General features: G+C 73.0%; 23 protein-coding genes. 15 read left to right on the forward strand and 8 right to left on the reverse strand.

What is annotated here, in order from left to right; translation table 11 throughout:
* The first annotated feature begins 21 nt into the window (after positions 1-21).
* Positions 22-1,122, forward strand: coding sequence for a calcium:cation antiporter (locus AC0OO9_RS29340; protein ID WP_484513947.1), 1,101 nt, complete (start codon positions 22-24; stop codon positions 1,120-1,122).
* 30 nt (positions 1,123-1,152) lie between these two features.
* On the forward strand, positions 1,153-1,989 hold the full coding sequence (locus AC0OO9_RS29345) for a neutral zinc metallopeptidase (RefSeq protein ID WP_484513948.1): 837 nt from the start codon (positions 1,153-1,155) through the stop codon (positions 1,987-1,989).
* A 16-nt stretch (positions 1,990-2,005) separates the two neighbouring features.
* Here AC0OO9_RS29345 and AC0OO9_RS29350 read toward each other — a convergent pair whose 3' ends face one another.
* Positions 2,006-2,554 carry a hypothetical protein gene (locus tag AC0OO9_RS29350; protein WP_484513950.1) on the reverse strand — a complete coding sequence of 183 codons (549 nt, stop codon included), beginning with the start codon at positions 2,552-2,554 and terminating at the stop codon, positions 2,006-2,008.
* 183 nt (positions 2,555-2,737) lie between these two features.
* Between AC0OO9_RS29350 and AC0OO9_RS29355 the strand changes: the two genes are divergently transcribed.
* Positions 2,738-3,391: an HAD family hydrolase gene (locus AC0OO9_RS29355; RefSeq protein ID WP_484513951.1), complete on the forward strand. Its 654-nt coding sequence runs from the start codon at positions 2,738-2,740 to the stop codon at positions 3,389-3,391.
* 86 nt (positions 3,392-3,477) lie between these two features.
* Here AC0OO9_RS29355 and AC0OO9_RS29360 read toward each other — a convergent pair whose 3' ends face one another.
* From AC0OO9_RS29360 to AC0OO9_RS29380, 5 genes are all read right to left on the reverse strand, one after another.
* Positions 3,478-6,027 (reverse strand): ABC transporter permease, encoded by a 2,550-nt coding sequence (locus AC0OO9_RS29360; protein ID WP_484513952.1) that lies wholly within the window; start codon positions 6,025-6,027, stop codon positions 3,478-3,480.
* Positions 6,027-6,794, reverse strand: coding sequence for an ABC transporter ATP-binding protein (locus tag AC0OO9_RS29365; protein ID WP_484513953.1), 768 nt, complete (start codon positions 6,792-6,794; stop codon positions 6,027-6,029). Before AC0OO9_RS29365 ends, AC0OO9_RS29360 begins: the two co-directional genes overlap by 1 nt.
* 339 nt (positions 6,795-7,133) lie before the next feature.
* On the reverse strand, positions 7,134-7,820 hold the full coding sequence (locus tag AC0OO9_RS29370) for a response regulator (protein ID WP_484513954.1): 687 nt from the start codon (positions 7,818-7,820) through the stop codon (positions 7,134-7,136).
* 25 nt (positions 7,821-7,845) lie between these two features.
* A complete protein-coding gene (locus tag AC0OO9_RS29375; protein WP_484513955.1) occupies positions 7,846-9,042 on the reverse strand; it encodes a sensor histidine kinase in 1,197 nt (398 codons plus the stop codon).
* Positions 9,043-9,307: 265 nt separating this feature from the next.
* On the reverse strand, positions 9,308-10,216 hold the full coding sequence (locus tag AC0OO9_RS29380; protein WP_484513957.1) for a RecB family exonuclease: 909 nt from the start codon (positions 10,214-10,216) through the stop codon (positions 9,308-9,310).
* Between the two features lie 211 nt (positions 10,217-10,427).
* On the opposite strand from AC0OO9_RS29380, the gene AC0OO9_RS29385 reads away from it, so the two are divergent.
* The 3 genes from AC0OO9_RS29385 (at position 10,428) to AC0OO9_RS29395 (ending at position 13,177) form a co-directional block, all read left to right on the forward strand.
* Positions 10,428-11,519 (forward strand): site-2 protease family protein, encoded by a 1,092-nt coding sequence (locus tag AC0OO9_RS29385; RefSeq protein WP_484518086.1) that lies wholly within the window; start codon positions 10,428-10,430, stop codon positions 11,517-11,519.
* Positions 11,516-12,523, forward strand: a complete 1,008-nt coding sequence (locus AC0OO9_RS29390) for a tRNA (adenine-N1)-methyltransferase (protein ID WP_484513958.1) — start codon at positions 11,516-11,518, stop codon at positions 12,521-12,523. The genes AC0OO9_RS29385 and AC0OO9_RS29390 overlap by 4 nt, the downstream gene beginning before the upstream one ends.
* 81 nt (positions 12,524-12,604) lie before the next feature.
* A complete protein-coding gene (locus AC0OO9_RS29395; RefSeq protein ID WP_132237455.1) occupies positions 12,605-13,177 on the forward strand; it encodes a hypothetical protein in 573 nt (190 codons plus the stop codon).
* A gap of 81 nt (positions 13,178-13,258) precedes the next feature.
* Here the strand turns inward: AC0OO9_RS29395 and AC0OO9_RS29400 are convergent, their stop codons facing one another.
* Positions 13,259-13,555, reverse strand: coding sequence for a ferredoxin (locus AC0OO9_RS29400; RefSeq protein ID WP_366643547.1), 297 nt, complete (start codon positions 13,553-13,555; stop codon positions 13,259-13,261).
* Positions 13,556-13,732: 177 nt separating this feature from the next.
* Between AC0OO9_RS29400 and arc the strand changes: the two genes are divergently transcribed.
* The 9 genes from arc (at position 13,733) to AC0OO9_RS29445 (ending at position 22,532) form a co-directional block, all read left to right on the forward strand.
* The gene (arc, locus tag AC0OO9_RS29405) at positions 13,733-15,514 is read left to right on the forward strand and encodes a proteasome ATPase (protein WP_121398236.1); all 1,782 of its coding nucleotides are present in this window, start codon (positions 13,733-13,735) and stop codon (positions 15,512-15,514) included.
* 166 nt (positions 15,515-15,680) lie between these two features.
* Positions 15,681-17,198, forward strand: a complete 1,518-nt coding sequence (dop, locus tag AC0OO9_RS29410; RefSeq protein ID WP_151455852.1) for a depupylase/deamidase Dop — start codon at positions 15,681-15,683, stop codon at positions 17,196-17,198.
* Positions 17,199-17,302: 104 nt separating this feature from the next.
* Positions 17,303-17,518: a ubiquitin-like protein Pup gene (locus tag AC0OO9_RS29415; protein WP_088993750.1), complete on the forward strand. Its 216-nt coding sequence runs from the start codon at positions 17,303-17,305 to the stop codon at positions 17,516-17,518.
* A 249-nt stretch (positions 17,519-17,767) separates the two neighbouring features.
* Positions 17,768-18,013: an endonuclease VII domain-containing protein gene (locus AC0OO9_RS29420; RefSeq protein ID WP_311412757.1), complete on the forward strand. Its 246-nt coding sequence runs from the start codon at positions 17,768-17,770 to the stop codon at positions 18,011-18,013.
* On the forward strand, positions 17,932-18,771 hold the full coding sequence (prcB, locus tag AC0OO9_RS29425; protein WP_192581475.1) for a proteasome subunit beta: 840 nt from the start codon (positions 17,932-17,934) through the stop codon (positions 18,769-18,771). Before AC0OO9_RS29420 ends, prcB begins: the two co-directional genes overlap by 82 nt.
* Before the next feature lie 61 nt (positions 18,772-18,832).
* Positions 18,833-19,654 (forward strand): proteasome subunit alpha, encoded by an 822-nt coding sequence (prcA, locus tag AC0OO9_RS29430; protein WP_132237463.1) that lies wholly within the window; start codon positions 18,833-18,835, stop codon positions 19,652-19,654.
* Between the two features lie 469 nt (positions 19,655-20,123).
* Positions 20,124-21,482, forward strand: coding sequence for a Pup--protein ligase (gene pafA, locus AC0OO9_RS29435; RefSeq protein WP_357881540.1), 1,359 nt, complete (start codon positions 20,124-20,126; stop codon positions 21,480-21,482).
* Between the two features lie 70 nt (positions 21,483-21,552).
* Positions 21,553-21,738 (forward strand): hypothetical protein, encoded by a 186-nt coding sequence (locus AC0OO9_RS29440; protein WP_151455848.1) that lies wholly within the window; start codon positions 21,553-21,555, stop codon positions 21,736-21,738.
* Positions 21,739-21,983: 245 nt separating this feature from the next.
* Complete coding sequence (locus tag AC0OO9_RS29445) at positions 21,984-22,532, forward strand: carboxymuconolactone decarboxylase family protein (RefSeq protein WP_327028278.1); 549 nt, start codon at positions 21,984-21,986, stop codon at positions 22,530-22,532.
* 88 nt (positions 22,533-22,620) lie between these two features.
* On the opposite strand, the gene AC0OO9_RS29450 is transcribed toward AC0OO9_RS29445, so the two are convergent.
* On the reverse strand, positions 22,621-23,706 hold the full coding sequence (locus AC0OO9_RS29450) for a DUF3866 family protein (protein ID WP_484513963.1): 1,086 nt from the start codon (positions 23,704-23,706) through the stop codon (positions 22,621-22,623).
* Positions 23,707-23,759 lie beyond the last annotated feature (53 nt).

Genomic DNA, 23,759 nt, shown 5'->3' on the forward strand with positions numbered 1-23,759 from the left:
CGCCTCTGCGAGGGTGGGGGCATGGCCGCGCTGTTCCGCACCCGTCTGACCGACTGGACCGTCGTCACGCCGCTGCTGGCGATCCTGGTGTTGATCCTGACCTGGGGGCGCGACCTGTCCGGCCCCGTCGTGGTCGTGGTGGCCGTGCTGCTGGCCGGGGCGGTGCTGGCAGCCGTGCACCACGCCGAGGTGGTGGCCCACAGGGTGGGGGAGCCGTACGGCTCGCTCGTGCTCGCCGTGGCCGTCACCGTCATCGAGGTCGCCCTGATCGTCACGCTCATGATCAGCGGCGGCGAGAAGACGCAGTCCCTCGCCCGCGACACCGTCTTCGCCGCCGTCATGATCACCTGCAACGGGATCCTCGGGTTGTCGCTGCTGCTCGGGGCGCTGCGCCGCCGGGTGGCGGTCTTCAACTCCGAGGGCACCGGCGGCGCGCTGGCGACCGTGACCACCCTCGCCGCCCTGAGCCTCGTCGTGCCGACCTTCACCACCAGCCGGCCGGGCCCGCAGTTCACCCCGGCGCAGCTCGCCTTCGCCGCCGTGGTCTCGCTCGCCCTCTACGGCCTCTTCGTCATGGTGCAGACCGGCCGCCACCGCGACTACTTCCTGCCCGTCAACAGCCAGGGCCGGGCTCTCGACGCGGAGGGACACGCCGAGCCGCCGTCGGCCCGGGCCGCCCTGCTCAGCCTCGGCCTGCTGCTGGTGGCACTGGTCGCCGTGGTGGGCGACGCCAAGTCGGTCTCCCCGGCGATCGAGTCCGCCGTCGCCGGGGCGAACCTGCCCCCGTCGTTCGTCGGCGTGATCATCGCGCTGCTGGTGCTGTTGCCCGAGACGATCGCCGCCGCCCGGGCCGCCCGCCGCGACCGGGTGCAGATCAGCCTGAACCTGGCCCTGGGCTCGGCCATGGCCAGCATCGGGCTGACCATCCCGGCGATAGCGCTCGCCTCGATCTGGTTGGAGGGCCCGCTGCTGCTCGGCCTCGGCGGCACCCAGGTGACCCTGCTCGCCCTCACCGTCGTCACCAGCGTGCTGACCGTGGTGCCGGGGCGGGCCACCGTGCTCCAGGGCGGCGTGCACCTGGTGCTGCTCGCCGCCTTCGTCTTCCTCGCCGCCAGCCCCTGACCGTCCTCGGGCCGGCGAACCGGGGCAGCTTTGCCGCCGGGGTGCGTCCGTGTCCGGGTATGGGAGAGCCACCACGGGGGTACTGCACGCCGCGACGCCGACGCCGGGGAGGGCACTGTGACGACGCGCGTGCGACGCCGGGGACGAACCTCGCTGGCGGGCCTGTTGGTGGCCCTCGTCGCGGCGGTCGGCTGCGCGGTCGGCGGGGTGTCCGATCCGGAGGGACCGCAGCCCGCGCCGCCGCGCCCGGACGGCGATTCCGCGCCGGCTGCCGAGCAGACCCGGGCCGACGGCACGACCAGCGTCGCGGAGTTCCGGCAGGACGTCGCCGACGCGCAGAGCATTGCCGAGCGGTACTGGGCCGCCCAGTTCAAGGCCTCGGGGCAGCGGTTCCGCCCGATCCGCCGGATCATCCCGTACGAGCGGTCGGGGGAGGTCTCCTGCGGCGGGCAGCCGCTGCCGCGCAACAACGCGGTCTACTGCTCCGCGGGCGACTTCATCGCCTACGACGTGAACTGGTCGGTGAACGCGTTCCGCCAGGTCGGCGACGCCTTCGTGTTCTACCTGCTCGGCCACGAGTACGCGCACGGCATCCAGGCCCGCCTCGGCATCCGTTACTCCTACACCATCCAGCAGGAGTTGCAGGCCGACTGCATGGCCGGGGCCTACCTCGGCGACTCGGTACGCGCGAAGGCGCTCCAGCTCGCCGACGGTGACCTGGAGGAGTTCCGCGAGGGGCTGCTGGCCGTCGGGGACGCCCCCGACCAGCCCTGGTTCGCCGAGGGGGCGCACGGCACCGCCGAGCAGCGCACGGAGTCGTTCTTCCGCGGCTACGAGCGCTCCCTGGCCGCCTGCGACCTGAGCTGAGGCCGCCGGGTCGCAGTCAGTTCCACCACTGTCGTACCCACACCGACGCCCCGCCGCCGTTGTCGCCGAGGTTCGGGTCGTTGAAGGAGAAGACCAGCCGCGACGGCGCCCCCGCGTTGTAGTAGAGCATGCAGCCGCTGTCGGCGCCGACCGGGAACCAGCGGCCCGACCCGTAGAACAACCCGGTGCTCAGCACCAGCATGGACCCCGAGGTCACCTTGGCGATCAGCGCGTACCGGGGGGCGTCCGGCGCCGGCCAGCCGCTACCGGCCAGCGGCAGCTCGCCGGAGATGGACTTCTGGGTGCCCCAGTGGTCGATGCGGACCTTGCCCAGGGCCGACGCCCGGAACACGTCCCGGTCGACCATGCCCACCGGGGAGGGCCACGTCGTGTGCACGTTGCCCGGCGCGAACCAGTCCCGCTCATCCTCGTGCTGGGGGGTCTCCAGGTCGTAGCAGCGGTCCAGGGGCAGGCTCGCCGCGGCGGCCGGCCCCGCCGGCCAGATCGCGACGGCGGCGGCGAGCAGGAGCACGGTGCACCGGGAGAGCAGGGATCGGACGCGCATGGCGACCTCCGGGCGAGGGGCCGCCGTGCCGGCGACCGGTTGTCCCCGAGTCTCGCGCCCGCACGCAACCCGTCGGCCAGGTCACCCCGCGGCACTGGGCACGCGCCGGCGGCGTGGCGGCTGAGAGGATCCCCGGGTACGCAACCGAGGGAGGACCCCCTGAACAGCCACCATCCCGCCGCCGTGCTCTTCGACATGGACGGCACCCTGGTCGACAGTGAGAAGCTGTGGGACGTCGCGCTGCACGAGCTGGCGGCGGAGTACGGCGGCACCCTCTCCGATGCGGCCCGCAAGGCGATGATCGGCTCCAGCATGGCCGCGTCGATGCGCCTCCTGCACGACGACCTGGGCCAGCCCGGGCGCGACCCGCAGGCCAGCGCGGCGTGGATCAACGCCCGGATCCTGGAGCTGTTCCGCACCGGGCTGCGCTGGCGCCCCGGCGCGCTGAACCTGCTGCGGGCCGTCCGGGCGGCGGGCATCCCGACGGCGCTGGTGACCTCCAGCGGCCGGCCCCTGGTGGAGGTGGCGCTGGACACCCTCGGGCGCGACAGCTTCGACGCGGTCGTCTGCGGCGACGAGGTCGAGGCGGCCAAGCCGCACCCGGAGCCGTACCTGACCGCCGCCCGGCTGCTCGGCGTGCCGATCGCCCGCTGCGTGGCGATCGAGGACTCGCCCACGGGGGTGGCCAGCGCGCTCGCCGCCGGCGCGGCGGTGCTGGCCGTACCGGCGGAGGTGCCGATCGGGCCGCTGGACGGCGTACACCAGCTGGAGAGCCTGACCGGCGCGGACCTGGAGCTGCTGGCCGCCCTGCTCGGCGCGCCACCGTCCGGCGCCTGAGGCGACGAGCGACGCCTGAGGCGACGAGCGACGCCTGAGGCGACGAGGGCCCCGCCGGTCGGCGGGGCCCTCGTCGTGCGGCGGGATCAGTCGTGGGCGATGGCGCCGAGCACGTTGATCCGGGCGGCCCGCACCGCCGGGAGCGCCGCGGCGACCACCCCGACGATCGCGGCGAGGCCGAGGAAGATCCCCATCTGGGTCCAGGGCAGCACCAGGTCGGTGATGCCCTCGTCGCGCAGCGCCTCGACCACGGCCGCACCGAGGCCGGCGCCGACGACGACGCCGAGCAGCGCGCCGAACACCGAGATCACCACCGCCTCCACGGTGATCATCCGCATGGTCTGCGCCCGGCGCAGGCCGATGGCCCGCAGCAGCCCCAGCTCCCGGGTGCGCTCCAGCACCGACAGCGCCAGGGTGTTGATGATGCCGAGCACGGCGATCACGATGGCCAGCGCCAGCAGGATCTGGATCATCATGAGCAGCCCGTCGAGCTGACCGGTCTGCTGCTCGATGAACCCCTCCCGGTCGGCCACCGACACCTCGGGGGAGTCGGCCAGCAGCGCCTCGATCTGCGGCTGCACGTCGGCCACCCGGGTGCCCGGCGCCAGCTGGATGAAGCCCTGGATGGGCTGCGGGATGGCGAAGCCGCTCGCCGCCTCCGCCGGCAGCACCACCGGGTTGGTCAGCTGGGAACTGGCGTAGATGCCGGTCACGGTGTACGTGCGCGCCTCGCCCCGGGACGTCTGCACCGGCACCTTCGAGCCCACGGAGAGGCCGCGCGCCGTCGCGGTGTCGGAGCTGACCAGCATCCCGTCCGGCGCCAACCGGTCGATGTCGCCGGCGGTCGGCTCGGCCCCGAAGATCTGCCGCAGCGCGGCGACGTCACTGCTCGCCGCCACCCAGGTGCGCTCGCCGCCGACGATCGCCAGGTCGCCGTACTCGCCGTCGGCCAGGCGCACCCCCGGGATCGCGGCGGCCTTCTCCAGCACCGCCGGGTCGAAGCTCGGCGGCCGGGGGCCGCTCTGCGCCCCGGCGATCACCAGCTCCGCCTTCAGGCTGTCCTGGGCGAGCCCGCCGATGCTGCTCTTCGCGGAGTCCAGGATCACCGTCACGCCGGTGACCAGCGCGATGCCGACCATCAGCGCGGCGGCGGTGATGGCGGTGCGACGCGGGTTGCGCCCCGAGTTGAGCCGGCCCAGCTTGCCCGGCACCGACCAGGCGAAGAGCGCGCCTAGCAGGCTCACCACCGGCCGGCTGATCAGCGGCGTCAGCAGGGCCACGCCGATGAAGGCGAACAGCACCCCGCCGAGGATGGTGGCGAGGGTGTTGCCCCCGGCGTTGCCGGTGAGCCCCAGCGCCAGCAGCGCGCCGCCGACGGCCGTGACGATCGCGCCGGCCACGGTGACCTTGGTCAACGGGCGGTCGGGGGTGGCCACGTCCTGCATCGCCGCGATCGGCGGGATCCGCGACGCCCGCAGCGCCGGCAGCAGCGCCGCCACCACGGTGATCACGAGACCGACGGAGAACGCGCCGACCACGGCGGAGAGCGGCACGCCGATCCCCGCCAGGGTCAGCCCGCCGGCGAACGTGCTGAACAGGTACGCCAGCAGCGCGCCGATGCCGATGCCCGCGCCGAGGCCCAACACCGAGGCGACCAGCCCCACCGCGATGGCCTCCAGCACCACCGAGCCGATGATCTGCCGGCCGCTGGCCCCCACGGCGCGCATCAGCGCCAGTTCGCGGGTGCGCTGCGCCACGATGATCGAGAAGGTGTTGAGGATCAGGAAGGTGCCCACCAGCAGCGCCACCGCGGCGAAGCCGAGCAGGATCCGGTTGAAGAAGGACAGCGCCTCCTTCATGCCGGCCGCCGCGTCCTCGGAGAGCTGCGCACCGGTCTTGACCTCGAAGTCGGCGCCCACGGCGGCGGCCACGGCGTCGCGCAGCGCCTCGTCGGACACCCCGTCGGCGGCGGTGACCGAGAGGTTGCTGAAGGTGTCGGGCGTGCCGAGCATCAGCTTCTGCGCGACCGGCGTGGTGAACATGATCTCGTTGGCGCCACCGATGGAGTCCCGGCCGCCGCTGTAGCCGAAGACGCCGACGATGGTGAACTCCTGCTTCGGCTGGAGGGTCAGCACGCCGACCCGGTCGCCGACCTTGACCTTGCCGGCCGTCGCCAGCGCCTTGTTGATGACGATCTCGTCGTCGGCCTGCGGGGCCCGCCCCTCGCGCAACTGCACCAGGTCGCTCTCGCCGGTCCAGTTCTCGCCGAGCTGCGGCGGGCCGAACGAGGCGACCACCTTGCCGTTGCCGCCGATCAGCCGCGCCCCGTCGACGCCGACCACGCCGGTGGCCTCGGCGACGCCGGGCACCGCCCGGACCTTGTCGAGGGTGGCCGCCGGCACCGGCGCCGCCACCGGCATGCCCTCCGTCTCGCCGATGTCGATCTTCGGCTTGGCGGCGACGTTGACGTCCACGCCCTCGTACGCGTCGGCGAAGATCGCGTCGAACGAGCGGCCGAGGGTGTCGGTGAGCACGAACGCGCCGGAGACGAACATGACGCCCAGCACCACGGCCAGGCCGGAGAGGATCAGCCGGACCTTGCGGGCCAGCAGGCTCTTCAGGGTCGCGCGGAACATCAGCGCGCCACCTCGGCGGGGGTGTCCAGCTTCTTCATGGTGTCCAGCACCGTGTCGGCGGTCGGCTCGATCAGCTCGGTGACGATCTGCCCGTCGGCGAGGAAGACCACCCGGTCGGCGTACGCGGCGGCGGTGGGGTCGTGGGTGACCATCACGATGGTCTGCCCGTGCTCGCGCACCGAGTTGCGCAGGAAGTTCAGCACCTCCGCGCCGGCCCGCGAGTCCAGGTTGCCGGTCGGCTCGTCGGCGAAGATCACCTCGGGCCGGGCGACCAGCGCCCGGGCGCACGCCACCCGCTGCTGCTGGCCGCCGGAGAGCTGCGCCGGCCGGTGGTCCAGCCGGTCCTGCAGCCCGACCGTGGCGATCACCGTGTCGTACCAGGCCGGATCCGGCTTGCGTCCGGCGATCGACAGGGGCAGCAGGATGTTCTCCTTGGCCGTCAACGTCGGCAGCAGGTTGAACTGCTGGAAGATGAAGCCGACCTTGTCGCGGCGCAGCTTCGTCAGGCCCGCGTCGCCCAGGCCGGTGACCTTCGTGTCGCCGATCGACACCGTGCCCCGGGTCACCGAGTCCAGGCCCGCGAGGCAGTGCATCAACGTCGACTTGCCCGAGCCCGACGGCCCCATGATCGCCGTGAACCGGCCCCGCTCGAACTCCGCGCTGACCCCCCGCAGCGCGACGACCTGCGCCTCGCCGCTGCCGTACACCTTCCACACGTCGTTCGCCCGGGCCGCGGCCTGCGCCTGCTGGCCTACCGTCGCGGTCACGTCATCTACCTCTTCCGTCTGTCTTCGGTCCGCGCCGCCCCCGCTGGTCCGGCACGGCAGTCCCATCATCTGTGCTCGCCGGCCCCGATCCCTCCGACTCCGGTCGGAGCCGTGGCGGATTTCGCGCTGCGGGTGCCCCCCAATGCCAACTCAGGGTTGCCCCTGAGTGGGCGGCCGGTCGAAGGCGTTCCGCCGGCCGGGACCGATCCTGCACAGTGACGCCGCGTCAGGGTCAACCGCGCGGCGACGTCACCGGTCACGGTAGGTGACGGCGGCAACCGCGCCGCGTGCCGTGGCGGATCCCCGGGTACGCGGCCCGCGTCGGCCGGCGACGAGGCGCTACGCCCGCGGGCGGACCAGCCCCGACTCGTACGCCAGCACCACGGCCTGCACCCGGTCGCGCAGCCCCAGCTTCGTCAGCACGTGCCCGACGTGGGTCTTGATGGTGGTCTCGCTGACCGACAACGCCCGGGCGATCTCGGCGTTGGACAGCCCCCGGGCCACGTGCACGAGCACCTCCCGCTCCCGCTCGGTCAGCGCGTTCAGCGTGCGGGGCGGCGCGGCCGCGGGGTCGGGCAGCGCGTCGGCGAAGCGGTCCAGCAGGCGCCGCAGGATCCGCGGCGCGACCACCGCGTCCCCGGCGGCCACCGTGCGGATCGCCGCCACCAGGTCGTCGGCCGGCACGTCCTTGGCCAGGAATCCGCTCGCCCCGGCCCGCAGCGCCCCCACCACGTACTCGTCCAGGTCGAAGGTGGTCAGGATCAGCACCCGCACCGGCAGCCGGGCGTCGACGATCGCCCGGGTCGCGGCGACCCCGTCCATCCGTGGCATCCGGATGTCCATCAGCACCACGTCGGGCAGCAGCCGGCGGGACAGCTCCACCGCCTCCAGGCCGTCGGCGGCCTCGGCGACGATGTCCAGGTCGTCCTCCGTGCCCAGCACCATCCGGAAGCCGGTACGCAGCAGCGGCTGGTCGTCGGCGAGCAGGATGCGTACCGGCCGTGCCGGCACCGTCGCGTCGGTCACCTGATTCCCCCGTCCCGATCCCCGGTCACGCCGCCGCGTCCCGGGGTTCCACCGGTATCCTCGCCGACACCCGGAAGCCCCCGCCCGGCCGCGCCCCGGTACGCAGGACACCACCGTAGAGGGCGACCCGCTCCCGCATCCCGACGAGGCCGTGCCCGATGCGGTCGCCGTCGGGCCCGGGGCCGCGCCCGGTGTCGGCGATCTCCACGTCGACCGTGTCCCCATCGAAGCTCAGCAGCACCTGGGCGGTGGCCGCGCCGGCGTGCTTGAGCGCGTTGGTCAGCGCCTCCTGGGTGATCCGGTAGAGGGTCAACGCCACCCCCTCCTCCAGCGTCGCCGGGGTGCCCTCGACCCGCAGGGTCACCGGCAGGCCGGCGTCGCGCACCTGCTCCACCAGCGCCTCGATGCCGGCGAGCCCCGGCTGCGGAGCCAGCTCGGCGGCCGGCTCGGCGTCGGTACGCAGCACGTCGAGCAGCCGGCGCATCTCCCGCAGCGTCGCCCGGCTGGTCTCCTCGATGGTGGCGATCGCCCCGTCGGCCGCGCCCGGATCCTTCGGCAGCACGCGGCGGGCCCCCGTGGCCAGCACCCCCATCACGCTGACGTGGTGCGCGACCACGTCGTGCAGCTCGCGGGCGATGCGGCGGCGTTCGTCGGCGACCGCCCGCTCGGCCAGCGAACGCTGGTTCTCCTCGGCCGCCCGGGCCCGCTCCCGCAGCGCCTCGGTGGAGGCCCGACGGGCGTGCACCGCGCGTCCCACCGAGTACGACACCACCCCCACCAGCAGGTTGTTCAGCACCAGGTAGGCGGGACTGACGTTCGCCAGCAGCTCGTCGGGCGGCGGTGCTAGGGCGCTGGTGGCGGCGACCGGTATCCACAGCACCAGCGCCGCCACGACCGCCGTACGCGGTGGCCCGGCGGCGGCCGCCGTGTAGGTGAGCACCATGAAGGTCATGCCCTGCGTGGTCGGCGCGGGCCCGAGCAGCAGGGGCACCGCCAGCGTCGCCACCGCCAGCGCGACCGCCGCCCACGGCGCCACCCGCCGCCACGCCACCGGGGCGGCGCAGACCACGCTCCAGCCCAGCGCCGCCAGCAGGCGCCCCGGCCAGTATTCGCGGGGGGTCAACGCGGTGAGCACCACCTCCGCCACGACGAGCCCGCCGGCGAGCAGCACGTCCACGGCGACGGGGTGCCGGCGCAGCCACTGCCGGGGGCCCGAAGTCATACCCGCGACGCTATCCGCCGTGGCGGCCGATTGATCGTCGCCGGCGGTGAGCCCGGCCTCATCCCTCAGGAGGAGAGCAACTCGTCCCTGTCGGGGCGGCCGAGGCGGGTGCCACCGCCGCAGGGGCGCCAGACGACCGGCCGTGCGGTGTCGTCCGCCGCGTGCCCCATCCGGGCGGACCGGCCGAATCGGCGGCGATGTCACCTCTCACGCACCCGCCGACCGGCGGCGGACCTCACCGCATGGCGGTGCGCCGGTCAGCCGGTCACTCGTCGGCGCCGGGAGGCGTCGGGCGGGACCGGGCGTCGCGCAGCGGATCCGGCGCCGCCTGCGTCGGGAACGGCGGCGGGGTGCCCCCGAAGGTCGGGCAGAGCGCCTGGTGGCTGCACCAGTCGCAGAGCCGGCTCGGGCGGGGACGGAAATCCTGCTGGGCGGTCGCCTGCTCGATCGCCCGCCACAACGCCACCACGGTGCGCTCGAAGCGCAGCAGCTCGTCGGCGTCCGGGGCGTAGTCGCAGACCTCCGCGTCCTTGAGGTAGAGCAGCCGCAGCACCCGGGGGACCACGCCCCGGGTGCGCCAGAGCACCAGCGCGTAGAACTTGAGCTGGAACAACGCCCGGGCCTCGAACGCCTCGCGCGGCGCGCCGCCGGTCTTGTAGTCGACCACCCGCAGCGCCCCGTCGGGTGCCACGTCGAGCCGGTCGACGTAGCCCCGGATCAGCAGCTCCTCGTCGACCACCGCCGAGATCAGGCTCTCCCGCTCGGCCGGCTCCAGCCGGCGCGGGTCCTCCACCGCGAAGTAGCCCTCGAGCAGCCCGGCGGCGGAGCGGAGGAACTCGGTCGCCGCCGGGTCGCCGTCGGCGAACAGCGCCGCCAGCTCGGGCTGCTCGGTGACGAGCCGGTCCCACTGCGGGGCCACCAGGTCGCCGGCGGCCGTCGGGGTGCGCCCGTCGGCCGGCAGGTCGAACAGGCGCTCCAGCACCGCGTGCACGAGCGTGCCCCGGGCCTGCTCGACGGTCGGCCGCTCGGGCAGCCGGTCAATGCTGCGGAACCGGTAGAGCAGCGGGCAGGTCTTGAAATCCGCCGCCCGTGACGGCGACAGCGAGGCCCGCACCGTCGCCGGGACCTCGGCCGGGGTCGGGGAATGCTGCGTGGTCACCGGTTCCGCCGTCATGCCCGGAAGGTTAGGGCACCGGTGTGACACCACCGCCGTCGCCGCACCGGTGCATGATCGCGTCACCGGCCTGTGCACGACCGCCGCGCCGGCGTCCGGTCCCCGTCGCCACGCCGGCGCATGATCTCCGCCGCGTAGCATCGATCCGATGGAGCAGACGAGGCGACCGCGCCGCCGGCCCGACGCGCGGGGCGGCCTGACCGTGGGCCGGGTGTTCGGGGTGCCGCTGCACCTCAACGGCTCGATGGTGCTGCTCACCCTGCTGGTGACCGTGCTCTACGCCGAGTTCGCCCGCCGCCAGCTCGACCTGTCCCAGCTCGCCGGCTACCTGATCGGCTTCGGCTTCGTGGTCTCCCTGCTCGGCTCGGTGCTCCTGCACGAGCTCGGCCACGCCCTCACCGCCCGCCGCTACGGCATCGGTGTGCGCGGGATCACCCTGGAACTGCTCGGCGGCTACACCGAGATGGACCGCGACGCCCCGACGCCCCGGATCGACCTGCTGGTGTCGCTCGCCGGCCCGGCCGTCTCCGCCGTGCTCGGCGTGCTCGCGGTCGCCGCCACCCTCGCCCTGCCCGACCGCACCCTGGCCAACCAGCTCGCCTTCCAACTGGCCGTGAGCAACGTCATCGTCGCGCTGTTCAACATGTTGCCCGGTCTGCCGCTCGACGGCGGCCGGGCGCTGCGGGCGGCGGTCTGGGCGGTGACCCGCGACCGGCACCGCGGCACCGAGGTCGCCGGCTGGGTGGGACGCGTCGTCGCCGTCGGCACCGCCGCGCTGGTCGCCCTGCTCACCTTCACCCGCGACCTGGCGCCACTGGCGCTGCCGCTGATGCTGCTCGTCGCGTTCACCCTGTGGCGCGGCGCCGGGCAGTCGATCCGGATGGCCCGGATCAGCCGCCGCTTCCCGCTGATCGACCTGGCCCGGCTGGCCCGGCCCGTGCTCGCCGTGCCCACCGGCACGCCGCTGGCCGAGGCGCAGCGCCGGCGCGCCGACGGGAGCACCCCGGGCGCCGCCCTCGTGGTCACCGACACCGCCGGCCGGCCGGTCGCCCTGGTCGACCCGGCGGCGGCGGACGCCGTGCCCGTGGAACGCCGCCCCTGGCTGGCCGTCGACGCGGTCGCCCGATCCCTGCCCGACCTGCCCACGATGCCGGTGGGACTCGACGGGGAACGCGTGATGGAGACCGTGCAGACCCACCCGGGCGCGCAGTACGTGGTGACCTCAGGCGAAGATGTCGTGGGCATTCTGCACATCGCGGATCTGGCTCAGCTCCTCGAACCTCAACGGAAGATGAACACGTGACCGCAACTCCCCCCGCCGCCCCGGCAGAACCGGGCACCCCGGTGCCCACCGACACCCCGGCGCTGCCCCCCGTGCACCGCGGCCCGTTCCGGATCGGCGACCGGGTGCAGCTGACCGACCCCAAGGGGCGGATGCACACGGTCACCCTGGAGCCGGGCAAGGCGTTCCACACCCACCGCGGCATCCTGGAGCACGACGCGCTGATCGGCCTGCCCGACGGCAGCGTGGTCACCACCACCGGCGGCGGCACCGCGTTCCTGGCCCTGCGACCGCTGCTGTCGGACTACGTGCTCTCGATGCCGCGCGGCGCCCAGGTGATCTACCCGAAGGACTCCGCCCAGATCGTCGCCATGGGCGACATCTTCCCCGGCGCCAAGGTCCTGGAGGCCGGCGCCGGCTCCGGCGCGCTGTCCTGCTCCCTGCTGCGCGCGGTCGGCACCGGGGGCGAGCTGCACTCGTTCGAGGTGCGCGACGACTTCGCCCAGATCGCCCGGCGCAACGTCGAGGCGTTCTTCAACGGGCCGCACCCGGCGTGGCACCTGCACGTCGGCGACGTCGCCGGGTGCGCCGAGACCGGCTTCGACCGGATCATCCTCGACATGCTCACCCCGTGGGAGACCCTCGACATGGTCGAGCGGGCGCTGGTGCCCGGTGGCGTGTTCATCGGCTACGTCGCCACCACCCCGCAGCTGTCCGAGCTGGTCGAGGCGCTGCGTGAGCGCGGCGGCTGGACCGAGCCGCGGGCCTGGGAGTCGCTGGTGCGCGACTGGCACGCCGAGGGGCTGGCCGTGCGACCGGACCACCGCATGATCGCGCACACCGCGTTCCTCGTCTCCGCGCGTAAGCTCGCCCCCGGCGTCACCGCACCGCCGCGGCGCCGCAAGCCCAGCAAGGGCGCCGAGGCGTACGCCGAACGCCGCCAGGCGCTGCGCGAGGCCGAAGCCGCCAGGCAGGCGGCGGCTGCCTCGGCGCAGCAGGCGGCCGAGGACGCGGAACGGCCGTGACGGCGCAGCGGGGCGACGAGGAGTGAACGGACGGATCCCGCCCGTCGGCGCGAGCCGGCGGGCCGGGCACGGGGAGGTGGCATGAGCCGGCCCGGCTTCGGCGGGGGTGACCTGCCGGCGGTGTTCCCGGACTGGTCGCCCTACCAGGACCTCGAATCGGCGGCCCGGGCGTACCTGCGCGACCCCGACGTCGCGCTCGAGGCGCTCGGTGGGGTGCTGCGCGGCGCTTCGGTGCTCGGCTTCACCCTGGAACGCTTCGTCAACGAGGTCAACGGGGTGTGGCAGGAGGTCGTGGTCTGCGACGGCAGCCGCCTCGTCCTCTGGCACGGCGAGGACGTGCCGCCGGAGGACGGGCCGCCGGGCTCGATGACCTCGTCGTTGCGGGTGGTGCCGGTCTCCACCGTGACCGAGGTCGGCTGCCGGCGCCGGCTCACCCGCGCCGAGGACGGCGGGATCCGGGTCGACAGCATCGACGTCTACCTGCTGCTCACGTCGCTGGACGAGGCGCCGCCCAGCGACGAGGCGGTGGGCGCGCCCCGGCACGACGCGCTGCGCTTCGGCAAGACCCTCGACGACGGCGGCGCCGGACAGATCGCCCGCCTGGAGGAGTTCGCCCGCCTGGTCGCCTCGGTGGTCGGCCGCCCGATGCTCTGAGCCGTACGCCCGGGTGGGCCGCGCAGGCGGGTTCCCGGACGTCTCGATCCTCCCGCGCCACGGCGCGGGAGGGCCGGGCCGTCAGTCCTCCTCGGCCTCCGGGCCGGCCACCTCGACGCCGTCGCTGCCGCGCACCACGTGGATGCACTCGCCCGGGCACTCCTTCGCCGAGTCGATCACCTCGAGGCGCAGGTGCTCCGGCACGTCGACCCGGCTGCCCGGCGCCATCCGCAGCTCGCCGTCGGGGCCCTTGACGTACGCCAGCCCGTCGACGTCGAACTCGAAGACCTCGGGCGCGTACTGCACGCAGAGCCCGTCGCCCGTGCAGAGATCCTGGTCAACCCAGACCTGCAACTCGTCCGTCACGACCTCCGCCACGGCGCACCCCCCATGTTCTCCCGTCCCACGCCCCGACGGTACCCGAACGCCCGTACCGGCCCCCCGGGCCACCCTTCGCGATCAAGGTTCGGTGACGAGCGCGTTGCGTGGGACCGAATCGGCCTCATAGCGGCTAGTGTTAGGGCAGAACGTTCAAGCCCCCCGGGGAGGTGGGACGTGGCACGCAGCGACGACGCGGACTCGCGCGCCGCACGGTGGGAGAAGGAGGCCCACGATCTCTCCACGCAGGTCGCGTTCCTTCAAGAGGAACTCGCTCTGGTGCGGCGCAAGTTGACCGAAAGCCCCCGACACGTCCGGCAGCTCGAAGAGCGGCTGGCGGCCACCCAGGCACAGTTGGCGCGGCTGACCGAGAACAACGACCGGCTCGTGAGCACCCTCAAGGAGGCTCGCGCGCAGATCGTGACGCTCAAGGAGGAGATCGACCGCCTCGCGCAACCGCCGAGTGGTTACGGCGTCTTCCTTGCGCGGCACGACGACGGCACGGTGGACGTCTTCACCGGCGGACGCAAGCTCCGTGTCGCCGTCTCGCCCTCGCTGGACGTCGCCGAGCTGCGGCGCGGCCAGGAGGTCCTGCTCAACGACGCGCTCAACATCGTCGACGCGTTCGGTTTCGAGCGAGTCGGCGAGGTGGCGATGCTCAAGGAGATCCTCGCGGGTCCCGACGGCAGCCCGGGCGACCGGGCCCTGGTGGTCTCGCACTCCGACGAGGAGCGCATCGTGCACCTCGCCGACACCCTGATCGGTTCGCCGATCCGGGCCGGCGACTCGCTCATGATCGAGCCCCGCTCGGCGTACGCGTACGAGCGGATCCCGAAGAGCGAGGTCGAGGAACTGGTCCTGGAGGAGGTGCCCGACGTCGACTACACCGACATCGGTGGCCTCCACTCGCAGATCGAGCAGATCCGCGACGCGGTGGAACTGCCCTTCCTGCACGCCGACCTGTTCCGCGAGCACCAGCTCCGCCCGCCGAAGGGCATCCTGCTCTACGGCCCGCCCGGCTGCGGCAAGACGCTGATCGCCAAGGCGGTGGCCAACTCGCTGGCGAAGAAGATCGCCGAGCGGGAGGGCAAGGAGAAGCACACCAGCTTCTTCCTCAACATCAAGGGCCCGGAGCTGCTCAACAAGTACGTCGGCGAGACCGAGCGGCACATCCGGCTGATCTTCCAGCGGGCCCGCGAGAAGGCCGGCGAGGGCACCCCGGTGATCGTGTTCTTCGACGAGATGGACTCGATCTTCCGGACCCGCGGCTCCGGCGTCTCCTCCGACGTGGAGAACACCATCGTCCCGCAGCTGCTCAGCGAGATCGACGGCGTGGAGGGGCTGGAGAACGTCATCGTCATCGGCGCCTCCAACCGGGAGGACATGATCGACCCGGCGATCCTCCGGCCGGGCCGACTCGACGTCAAGATCAAGATTGAGCGGCCGGACGCCGAGGCGGCCAAGGACATCTTCTCCAAGTACATCCTCTCCGGGCTGCCGCTGCACCCGGACGACCTGGCCGAGCACGGCGGCGACCCCCAGGCCACCGTCGCGGCGATGATCGACGCGGTCGTGCTGCGGATGTACTCGGAGACCGAGGAGAACCGCTTCCTCGAGGTCACCTACGCCAACGGCGACAAGGAAGTCCTCTACTTCAAGGACTTCAACTCCGGCGCGATGATCCAGAACATCGTCGACCGGGGCAAGAAGATGGCCATCAAGGAGTTCCTCACCTCCGGACGCAAGGGCCTGCGCCTGCAGCACCTCCTCGACGCCTGCGTCGACGAGTTCCGGGAGAACGAGGACCTGCCCAACACCACCAACCCCGACGACTGGGCCCGGATCTCCGGCAAGAAGGGCGAGCGGATCGTCTACATCCGCACGCTCGTCTCCGGCGGCAAGGGCGCGGAGGCCGGCCGGTCCATCGAGACCGCCAGCAACACCGGCCAGTACCTCTGACGGACACCCGCACGGGGCCCGTGGCGCGACGCGCCACGGGCCCCGTCCCGTTGGTGCCCGCCTCTCCGCCCCCGCCGCCCCGGTCCGCCGCGCCCCCATCCGCCGCGCGGCCGACTACGCTCGACGTGACGGGGGACCGGGTCGGGCGAGCGAAGCGGGTAGGTCGATGAGCGTAAGACGGATCATGGGCACCGAGGTCGAGTACGGCATCTCCGTTCCCGGCCAGGCCGGGGCCAACCCCATGGTCACCTCCTCCCAGGTGGTCAACGCCTACGGGGCGCGCCCGGAACTCAACCGGGGCGGCCGCGCCCGCTGGGACTACGAGGAGGAGTCGCCGCTGCGGGACGCGCGCGGCTTCACCTACTCCGGTGCCGCGTACGACCCGGCCGAGGCGCTCGCCGACGAGGACCTCGGGCTGGCCAACGTGATACTCACCAACGGCGCACGGCTCTACGTCGACCACGCCCACCCGGAGTACTCCACACCAGAGGTGACCAACCCGCTGGACGTGGTGCGCTGGGACAAGGCGGGGGAGCGGGTGATGGCCGAGGCGGCCCGCCGCGCCGCCACCATCCCCGGCACCCAGCCGATCCACCTCTACAAGAACAACACCGACAACAAGGGCGCCAGCTACGGCTCGCACGAGAACTACCTGATGCGCCGGCAGACGCCGTTCGCCGACATCGTCGCGTACCTGACGCCGTTCTTCGTGACCCGGCAGATCGTCTGCGGCGCCGGCCGGGTCGGCATCGGCCAGGACGGCGGGCAGAGCGGCTTCCAGATCTCCCAACGTGCGGACTTCTTCGAGGTCGAGGTCGGCCTGGAGACCACCCTCAAGCGGCCGATCATCAACACCCGCGACGAGCCGCACGCCGACGCCGACAAGTACCGCCGGCTGCACGTCATCATCGGCGACGCGAACCTGTCGGAGATCTCCACGTACCTCAAGGTCGGCACCACGGCGCTGATCCTCACGATGATCGAGGAGAAGGCGCTCGGCCCCGACCTCGGCATCGCCGACCCGGTCAGCGAGCTGCGCGCCGTCAGCCACGACCCGTCCCTGACACACCGGATGCGGCTGCGCGACGGGCGACGGCTGACGGCCCTGGACCTCCAGTGGGCCTACTACGAGCGGGTCCGGTCCTTCGTGGACGACCGCTACGGCACCGACGCCGACGAGCAGACCCTCGACGTGCTCGCCCGCTGGGAGCGCGTGCTGGACAGGCTGGGCCGGGACGTCATGCTCTGCGCCGACGAGCTGGACTGGGTGGCCAAGCTGCGGCTGCTGGAGGGCTACCGGGAGCGCGAGCAGCTCGGCTGGGGCTCGCACAAGCTGCAACTGGTCGACCTCCAGTACTCCGACGTCCGCCCGGAGAAGGGCCTCTACCACCGGCTGGTCTCGCGGGGCGCGATGAAGACGCTGCTCGACGACGAGCAGACGCGTACGGCGATGACCGAACCGCCGGAGGACACCCGGGCCTACTTCCGTGGCCGCTGCCTGGCCCAGTACGCCTCCGAGGTCGTCGCGGCCAGCTGGGACTCGGTCATCTTCGACGTCGGCCGGGAGTCGCTGGTGCGGGTGCCGATGATGGAGCCGGAGCGCGGCACCCGCAAGCACGTGGGGGCGCTCTTCGACCGCTGTGCGAGCGCCAAGGACCTGTTGGAGACCCTGACCGGCGGCTGACCGGGTCGACGATTGCCCGTCGGGTGCCGAACGCGGCGCGCGGCGGGCTTTTCGTCGCCTCCGCGAGGTAAGTTGATCGCAGGGCGATCGTGGAGGAGGCAGCAATGGCCACTCGTGACAGCGGCGGGCAGTCGCAGTCGGGCAAGTCGCGTCAGGGCGAGGAGATCGAGGACGTCACCACGGAGGCGAACCCGGAGGTCGCCGAGCGGCACGCCGAGATCACCGAGGACGTCGACGACCTGCTCGACGAGATCGACTCCGTCCTCGAGGAGAACGCCGAGGAGTTCGTCAGGGGCTATGTCCAGAAGGGCGGGGAATAGCACTTATGTCCGATTTGCCTCGGGCGTCGGACAAGGTGTGCTCCCGGTGCAACCGCTTGCTGCCCGTCGCCGAGTTCCATCGAAGTCGGCGGCGGGCTGACGGGCTTGCCTAGGCGGGCAGCTACCGCAAGCCCTGTCACCACGCTCGGGGCAAGCAGACGGCCCAGCGGCTCCACGGCGGCAGTCGCGAATACCACCTGCGGCGTCGGCGAGAAGGAGTTCCAGGAGCTCCTGACCGGGCAGGGCGGGGTGTGCGCGATCTGTGGCACGCCGGACCCCCAACATCTGGACCACGATCATCGCACCGGATGGGTGCGCGGGATATTGTGCTTCAACTGCAACGGTGGCCTTGGCCAGTTCCGTGACGATCGGTCGCGGCTGGCCGGGGCGATCACATATCTGAGAGGAACCACGTGGCAGCGGGTTTTGATCCATCCGGGCGTCTACCAGATGTGTTCACCAACGCGGGGACGTCCTCCTTCACCTCGTTCCTGAGCAAGGTGGCCCCCGAGATGTTGCCCGGCCGCCGGCCGCTGCCGCCGGGTATGGCCGCCGACATGGCGCCGCACGCGACCACCATCGTGGCCATCTCGGCTGCCGGCGGTGTCGTGATGGCCGGCGACCGGCGGGCCACCATGGGCAACCTGATCGCCCAGCGCGACATCGAGAAGGTTCACCCGGCCGACGCGTACTCCCTGGTCGGCATCGCCGGCACGGCGGGGATCGGCATCGAGCTGATGCGACTGTTCCAGGTGGAGCTGGAGCACTACGAGAAGATCGAGGGCGCGATGCTCTCGCTCGACGGCAAGGCCAACCGGCTCGCCTCCATGATCCGTGGCAACCTGGGCGCCGCGATGCAGGGCCTCGCGGTCATCCCGCTCTTCGCCGGCTACGACCTGGCCGCGAAGGACCCGGCGCGGGCCGGCCGCATCTTCAGCTTCGACGTCACCGGCGGCCCCTACGAGGAGACCGGCTACGACGCGATCGGCTCCGGCTCGCTCTTCGCCCGGTCGGCGCTGAAGAAGCGCTTCCAGCCGGGGCTCTCCATCGACGAGGCGGTCCGGCTCGCGGTCGAGGCGCTCTACGACGCGGCCGACGACGACACCGCGACCGGCGGCCCGGACCTGATCCGGCGGATCTACCCGGTGGTGATGACGGCGACGGCGGAGGGCACCCACCGGCTCACCGACGAGGAGATGTCGGCGATCGCCGAGAGCGTGGTCTCCGGCCGGATGGAGAACCCGGGCGGTTGATCCGCTCCCGCCCGTACCAGTCAGCAGCCGTCAGCACAGCGCCCTAAGGAGAACCGCCGCCGTGGCCATGCAGTTCTACGCCTCGCCCGAGCAGATCATGCGCGACCGCTCCGAGCTGGCCCGCAAGGGCATCGCCCGGGGCCGCAGCGCGGTGGTCCTGAGCTACGAGGGCGGGGTGCTCTTCGTCGCCGAGAACCTCTCCAGCGCCCTGCACAAGGTCAGTGAGATCTACGACCGGATCGGCTTCGCCGCCGTCGGCCGCTACAACGAGTTCGAGAACCTGCGCCGCGCCGGCGTGCGGATGGCCGACCTGAACGGCCTCAGCTACGACCGGCGTGACGTCACCGGCCGGGCCCTGGCGAACGCCTTCGCGCAGACCCTGGGTGCCATCTTCACCGAGCAGTCGAAGCCGTTCGAGGTGGAGATCTGCGTGGCCGAGGTCGGCACCACCGCCGAGGACGACGAGCTCTACCGGCTCACCTACGACGGATCCGTCAACGACGAGCCGGGCCGGATGGCGATGGGTGGACAGGCCGAGGCCATCACCGGCGTGCTGAAGTCCCACCACCGTCCGGACATGTCGCTGGGCGAGGCGGTCAAGGTCGCGGTGCAGGCCCTGAGCAGCGTCGGGGGAGAGGGCGGCGCCGCCCGGACCATCGCCGCCAACCAGTTGGAGGTGGCGGTCCTGGACCGTCGCCGGGTGGGGCGGACGTTCCGTCGGATCACCGGGGCTGCGCTTACCGCGCTGCTCGACGGCGACAAGGCCGAGGAGCCGGTGTCGGCCCGCCCGGAGACGCCGACCTCGCCGACCGAGGAGGCGAAGAAGCCCACCACGTCGGCCGGCTCGGCGGACCTGGAGGGCCGGGACACCCCCGAGGCGTAGCGGGCACGTCCCGGCTGGGCGGTCGGGCGTGTCCACGCCCGACCGCCCAGCCCGGGGCCCGCTGTGGCGTGCGGGTCGACTGCGGCCCGCGCGCCGAGTTGGCCGTACGGCTGCGCGCCACCGAAGCCGTCGTACAACAACCCCACCGCGCCCGCCGTCGCTGTTCCCGGCCGCCTCAAGGGTCGTCGCCCACCGCTCTCGGGCGTCTCAGGGCCTTCGACGCCGCCGTGCAGGACCTGCCCGCCCGTCGCGGATCCGTGGCGCGGAGCGTCCAACCGGGACGCCTCGCGCGGAAGGGCGACGTCGGCGGCGCACCGCACCCGACCGGCGGGCGTACGAGCGGGCCGTGGCCGCCGCGTGCTGGTCGGGACCGGCGCTGCGGTGCCCGGGACCGACCGTCACCGATCCCGTGTGAGACCGGCACGGTGTGCGCTGCCCATCTGGGGCCTCGGGCGGCTAATGTCTCATCATGGAGCGGCGAATCTTCGGCCTCGAGACCGAGTACGGCGTCACCTGCACCTACCGCGGGCAGCGGCGGCTGTCCCCTGACGAGGTCGCCCGGTACCTCTTCCGCCGTGTGGTGTCGTGGGGCCGGTCGAGCAACGTTTTCCTGCGCAACGGCGCCCGGCTCTACCTGGACGTCGGCTCGCACCCGGAGTACGCCACCCCGGAGTGCGACTCGGTGGTGGACCTGGTCGCGCACGACCGGGCCGGCGAGCGGATCCTGGAGGGTCTGCTCGTCGACGCGGAGAAGCGGCTGCACGACGAGGGCATCGCGGGCGAGATCTACCTGTTCAAGAACAACACCGATTCGGCCGGCAACTCGTACGGCTGCCACGAGAACTACCTGGTCTCGCGGCACGGGGAGTTCGGCCGGCTGGCCGACGTGCTGATCCCGTTCCTGGTCACCCGGCAGTTGATCTGCGGGGCGGGCAAGGTGCTGCAGACGCCGCGCGGGGCGGTCTACTGCCTCTCGCAGCGGGCCGAGCACATCTGGGAGGGCGTCTCGTCGGCGACGACCCGGAGCCGGCCGATCATCAACACCCGCGACGAGCCGCACGCGGACGCGGAGCGCTACCGGCGGCTGCACGTCATCGTCGGCGACTCCAACATGAACGAGGTCACCACCCTGCTGAAGGTGGGCACCGCCGACATCGTGCTGCGGATGATCGAGGCCGGGGTGGTGATGCGCGACCTGACGCTGGAGAACCCGATCCGGGCGATCCGCGAGGTGTCGCACGACATCACCGGCCGCCGCAAGGTGCGGCTCTCCTCCGGCAAGGAGGTCAGCGCGCTGGAGATCCAGCAGGAATACCTGGCCAAGGCGACCGAGTTCGTGGAGCGGCGCGGCGGCGACCAGACCGCCAAGCGGGTGGTGGAGCTGTGGGGCCGGGTGCTGCGCGCGGTGGAGACCGGCGACCTGGAACCGGTGTCGCGGGAGATCGACTGGGTGACCAAGCTGCGGCTCATCGAGCGCTACCAGCGCAAGCACGACCTGCCGCTGTCGCACCCGCGGGTGGCCCAGATGGATCTGGCCTACCACGACCTGCGCCGGGGCCGGGGCCTCTACGGGCTGCTGGAGCGGCGCGGCGAGGTGGACCGGGTGGCGACCGATCCGGAGATCTTCGAGGCCAAGGAGACCCCGCCGCAGACGACCCGGGCCCGGCTGCGCGGGGAGTTCATTCGGCACGCCCAGGAGAAGCGGCGCGACTTCACCGTCGACTGGGTGCACCTCAAGCTCAACGACCAGGCGCAGCGCACGGTGCTCTGCAAGGACCCGTTCCGGGCGTACGACGAGCGGGTGGAACGGCTGATCGCCAGCATGTGACGGCGGCCGGCCGGCCCGGTGCGGTGGCGATCACCGTCCGGGCCGGCCGGGCCGGTAGGCTGACCGCGCCATGACGACTTCCGAACCCCCCGAGCGCGGCCAGCAGCGACAGAACTGGGCCGAGCGCCGCCGCGAGAAGATCCGCGCCGAGATCGAGCGCAACCGGCGCGGCGAGTACACGGTGCCCACCTGGGTGCTGGCGCTCGCGCTGGTGCTGATCGTGGGCGCCTGGCTCGCCCTCATCTTCCTGGTCTGACCCGCCCGGCGGCGCCGACGGACGCCACGAGCCGGGTCGGCTTTCACGCTGGACACCGAACCGCGTCCCCCGGCGGCCGTGAAGTGGGGCGCCGCCCGGCCGCCGGTCCGACCCGGCACCCCGGCCGGGGAACGCCGCAATCTGGAAGTTGTGCCGTCTCGGCTGAGCTGGAACCGTCGTGCCCGTTCGGCATTGTCGGTGACGGGCCACGCGCGCTGCGTGGTCGCGGCAGGGAGGGTGACCGTATGGCACACATCGACCTCGGCCTCGACGAGCGGGAGCATCCGGGCATCAACGGCCCGCTGCGGTTCCGTCCCGAGACGGCCAAGCCGCTCGGCGAGCTGGCGGAGGCGCTGCTGCGCGCTCCGCATCCCACGCTGACGGCGGGGGAGCGGGAGCTGATCGCGGCGTACGTGTCGGGGCTCAACGATTGCAACTTCTGCTGCGCCTCGCACTCGGCCTTCGCGGCGGCGCAGCTGCCCTCGGGCATGCGGTTGGTGGAACAGGTCCGTGCCGATCCGGCGGCCGCCGAGGTCAGCGAGAAGCTGCGGGCGTTGCTGGACATCGCCGGTGCCGTGCAGCGCAGTGGCCGGGAGGTGACGGCGGACCTGGTCAAGGTCGCCCGGGGCGCCGGCGCGACGGATCTGGAGATCCACGACACGGTCCTGATCGCGGCGGCGTTCTGCATGTTCAACCGGTACGTGGACGGGCTGGGCACGCTGGCCCCGGAGGACCCGGCGGTGTACGAGATGGCCGCCGAGCGCATCGTGCGGTACGGCTACGGGGCGAGCTGACCGACCACCACCCGGGTCCCGGCACCTGCCGCTCGGGGGCGGGCGACCGCCGCACCCGCAGGCGCCGGGGCCCGGTGGTGGCCGCAGGTCAGGACAGCAGGCGCGCGGCGTGCCGGCCGGCCGCGGCGGCGGCCAGGAAGTAGGCGTGGTCGGCGTCGAGGCCCCGACCCATGGTGGACAGCGTCACCGGGGTGTCCCGCAGCGCGGCGTCCAGCCCGCCGGTCGGGACCCGGACGACGGTGTGCCGCGCCGTGAGGGGCGCCAGCGCCGCGTCCACCTCGCCGGCCAGCGCCGGCGCCAGTCCGTCGGGCACGACCAGCTCGGCGGGGGCGAGGGCCACCCGGCCGTACGCGGTGAGGCTGTGGTGCGACACACCCCGGTGGCGGGGCCGGGGGTCGGCGTCGGAGATCCGCAGCGACCCGATCGGGCGCCCGCCCAGCGTGGCGACGGCGTTGACGGCCTCCCCGACGGCCACCCCGGAGAAGCCCCACCGGGTGCCCGTGCCCAGGTTGCCCGGTCCCTGGGCGACGATCGCCAGGTCGGCGCGCAGCACGTGCCGGGCGGCCAGCAGCCCGCTGTGCACGGTGCTCGCCTCCAGGTCGCCGCCGAACGCCTGGCCGACGGTGACCGTGCCGACGAGGTAGTCGCCCAGCGCGGCGAGGGTGCGGGAGAACCAGGCCGGCAGCGCCCCGCCGTCGGTGAGCAGGTACGCGACCCGGGCGGCGGGGGCGTCGGCGTGGATGCCGGCCAGGACGGCCGGCAGCGCGGAGTGCAGGTCGGCGGTGACGACGGGCAGGCCGGCCAGGTCGTCGGCGGCCTCCATGACCTCCCGGTGCGGGGACGCCTCCTCGTCGACGCCGAGCAGGATCGGCTGCAGCGGGGTGTAGCGGGCCTTGACGAGGTGGCCGGCGTCGCGGCTGTCGAGGGCCTGCGGCGGATCCGGGGGCAGCCGGTCGGGCAGCGCCACGACCAGGGCGTATCCGCCGGTGCCGAGGCCCATCAGCAGCGCGCCGGCGTTGAGCAGCACCCGGTCGCCGGGCTCGGGCCGCCCGACGAGCGCGGGATAGGCCAGGGCGCGTACGGTGCCGCCGTCGGGCAGTTCGACGTCCAGTTCCACCGCCCCGGTCCACTGCCGCCGCAGCGCCGTCACCGTTCCCGACCGCCATCGCACCATGCCCGGCACGCTAGCGTCGCCGCCCGCGACGGGCGCGCCCGGGGCGGTCCGGT

The organism is Micromonospora sp. USAFONa4 (genome assembly GCF_057197825.1).

Bases quoted from the DNA above. Each gene is read 5' to 3' on its own strand.
- AC0OO9_RS29340 (WP_484513947.1), top strand. From the start codon at position 22: ATGGCCGCGCTGTTCCGCACCCGTCTGACCGACTGGACCGTCGTCACG.
- AC0OO9_RS29350 (WP_484513950.1), bottom strand. From the start codon at position 2,554: ATGCGCGTCCGATCCCTGCTCTCCCGGTGCACCGTGCTCCTGCTCGCC.
- AC0OO9_RS29360 (WP_484513952.1), bottom strand. From the start codon at position 6,027: ATGTTCCGCGCGACCCTGAAGAGCCTGCTGGCCCGCAAGGTCCGGCTG.
- AC0OO9_RS29375 (WP_484513955.1), bottom strand. From the start codon at position 9,042: ATGACTTCGGGCCCCCGGCAGTGGCTGCGCCGGCACCCCGTCGCCGTG.
- AC0OO9_RS29380 (WP_484513957.1), bottom strand. From the start codon at position 10,216: ATGACGGCGGAACCGGTGACCACGCAGCATTCCCCGACCCCGGCCGAG.
- AC0OO9_RS29395 (WP_132237455.1), top strand. From the start codon at position 12,605: ATGAGCCGGCCCGGCTTCGGCGGGGGTGACCTGCCGGCGGTGTTCCCG.
- dop (WP_151455852.1), top strand. From the start codon at position 15,681: ATGAGCGTAAGACGGATCATGGGCACCGAGGTCGAGTACGGCATCTCC.
- AC0OO9_RS29415 (WP_088993750.1), top strand. From the start codon at position 17,303: ATGGCCACTCGTGACAGCGGCGGGCAGTCGCAGTCGGGCAAGTCGCGT.
- pafA (WP_357881540.1), top strand. From the start codon at position 20,124: ATGGAGCGGCGAATCTTCGGCCTCGAGACCGAGTACGGCGTCACCTGC.
- AC0OO9_RS29440 (WP_151455848.1), top strand. From the start codon at position 21,553: ATGACGACTTCCGAACCCCCCGAGCGCGGCCAGCAGCGACAGAACTGG.
- AC0OO9_RS29445 (WP_327028278.1), top strand. From the start codon at position 21,984: ATGGCACACATCGACCTCGGCCTCGACGAGCGGGAGCATCCGGGCATC.
- AC0OO9_RS29450 (WP_484513963.1), bottom strand. From the start codon at position 23,706: ATGGTGCGATGGCGGTCGGGAACGGTGACGGCGCTGCGGCGGCAGTGG.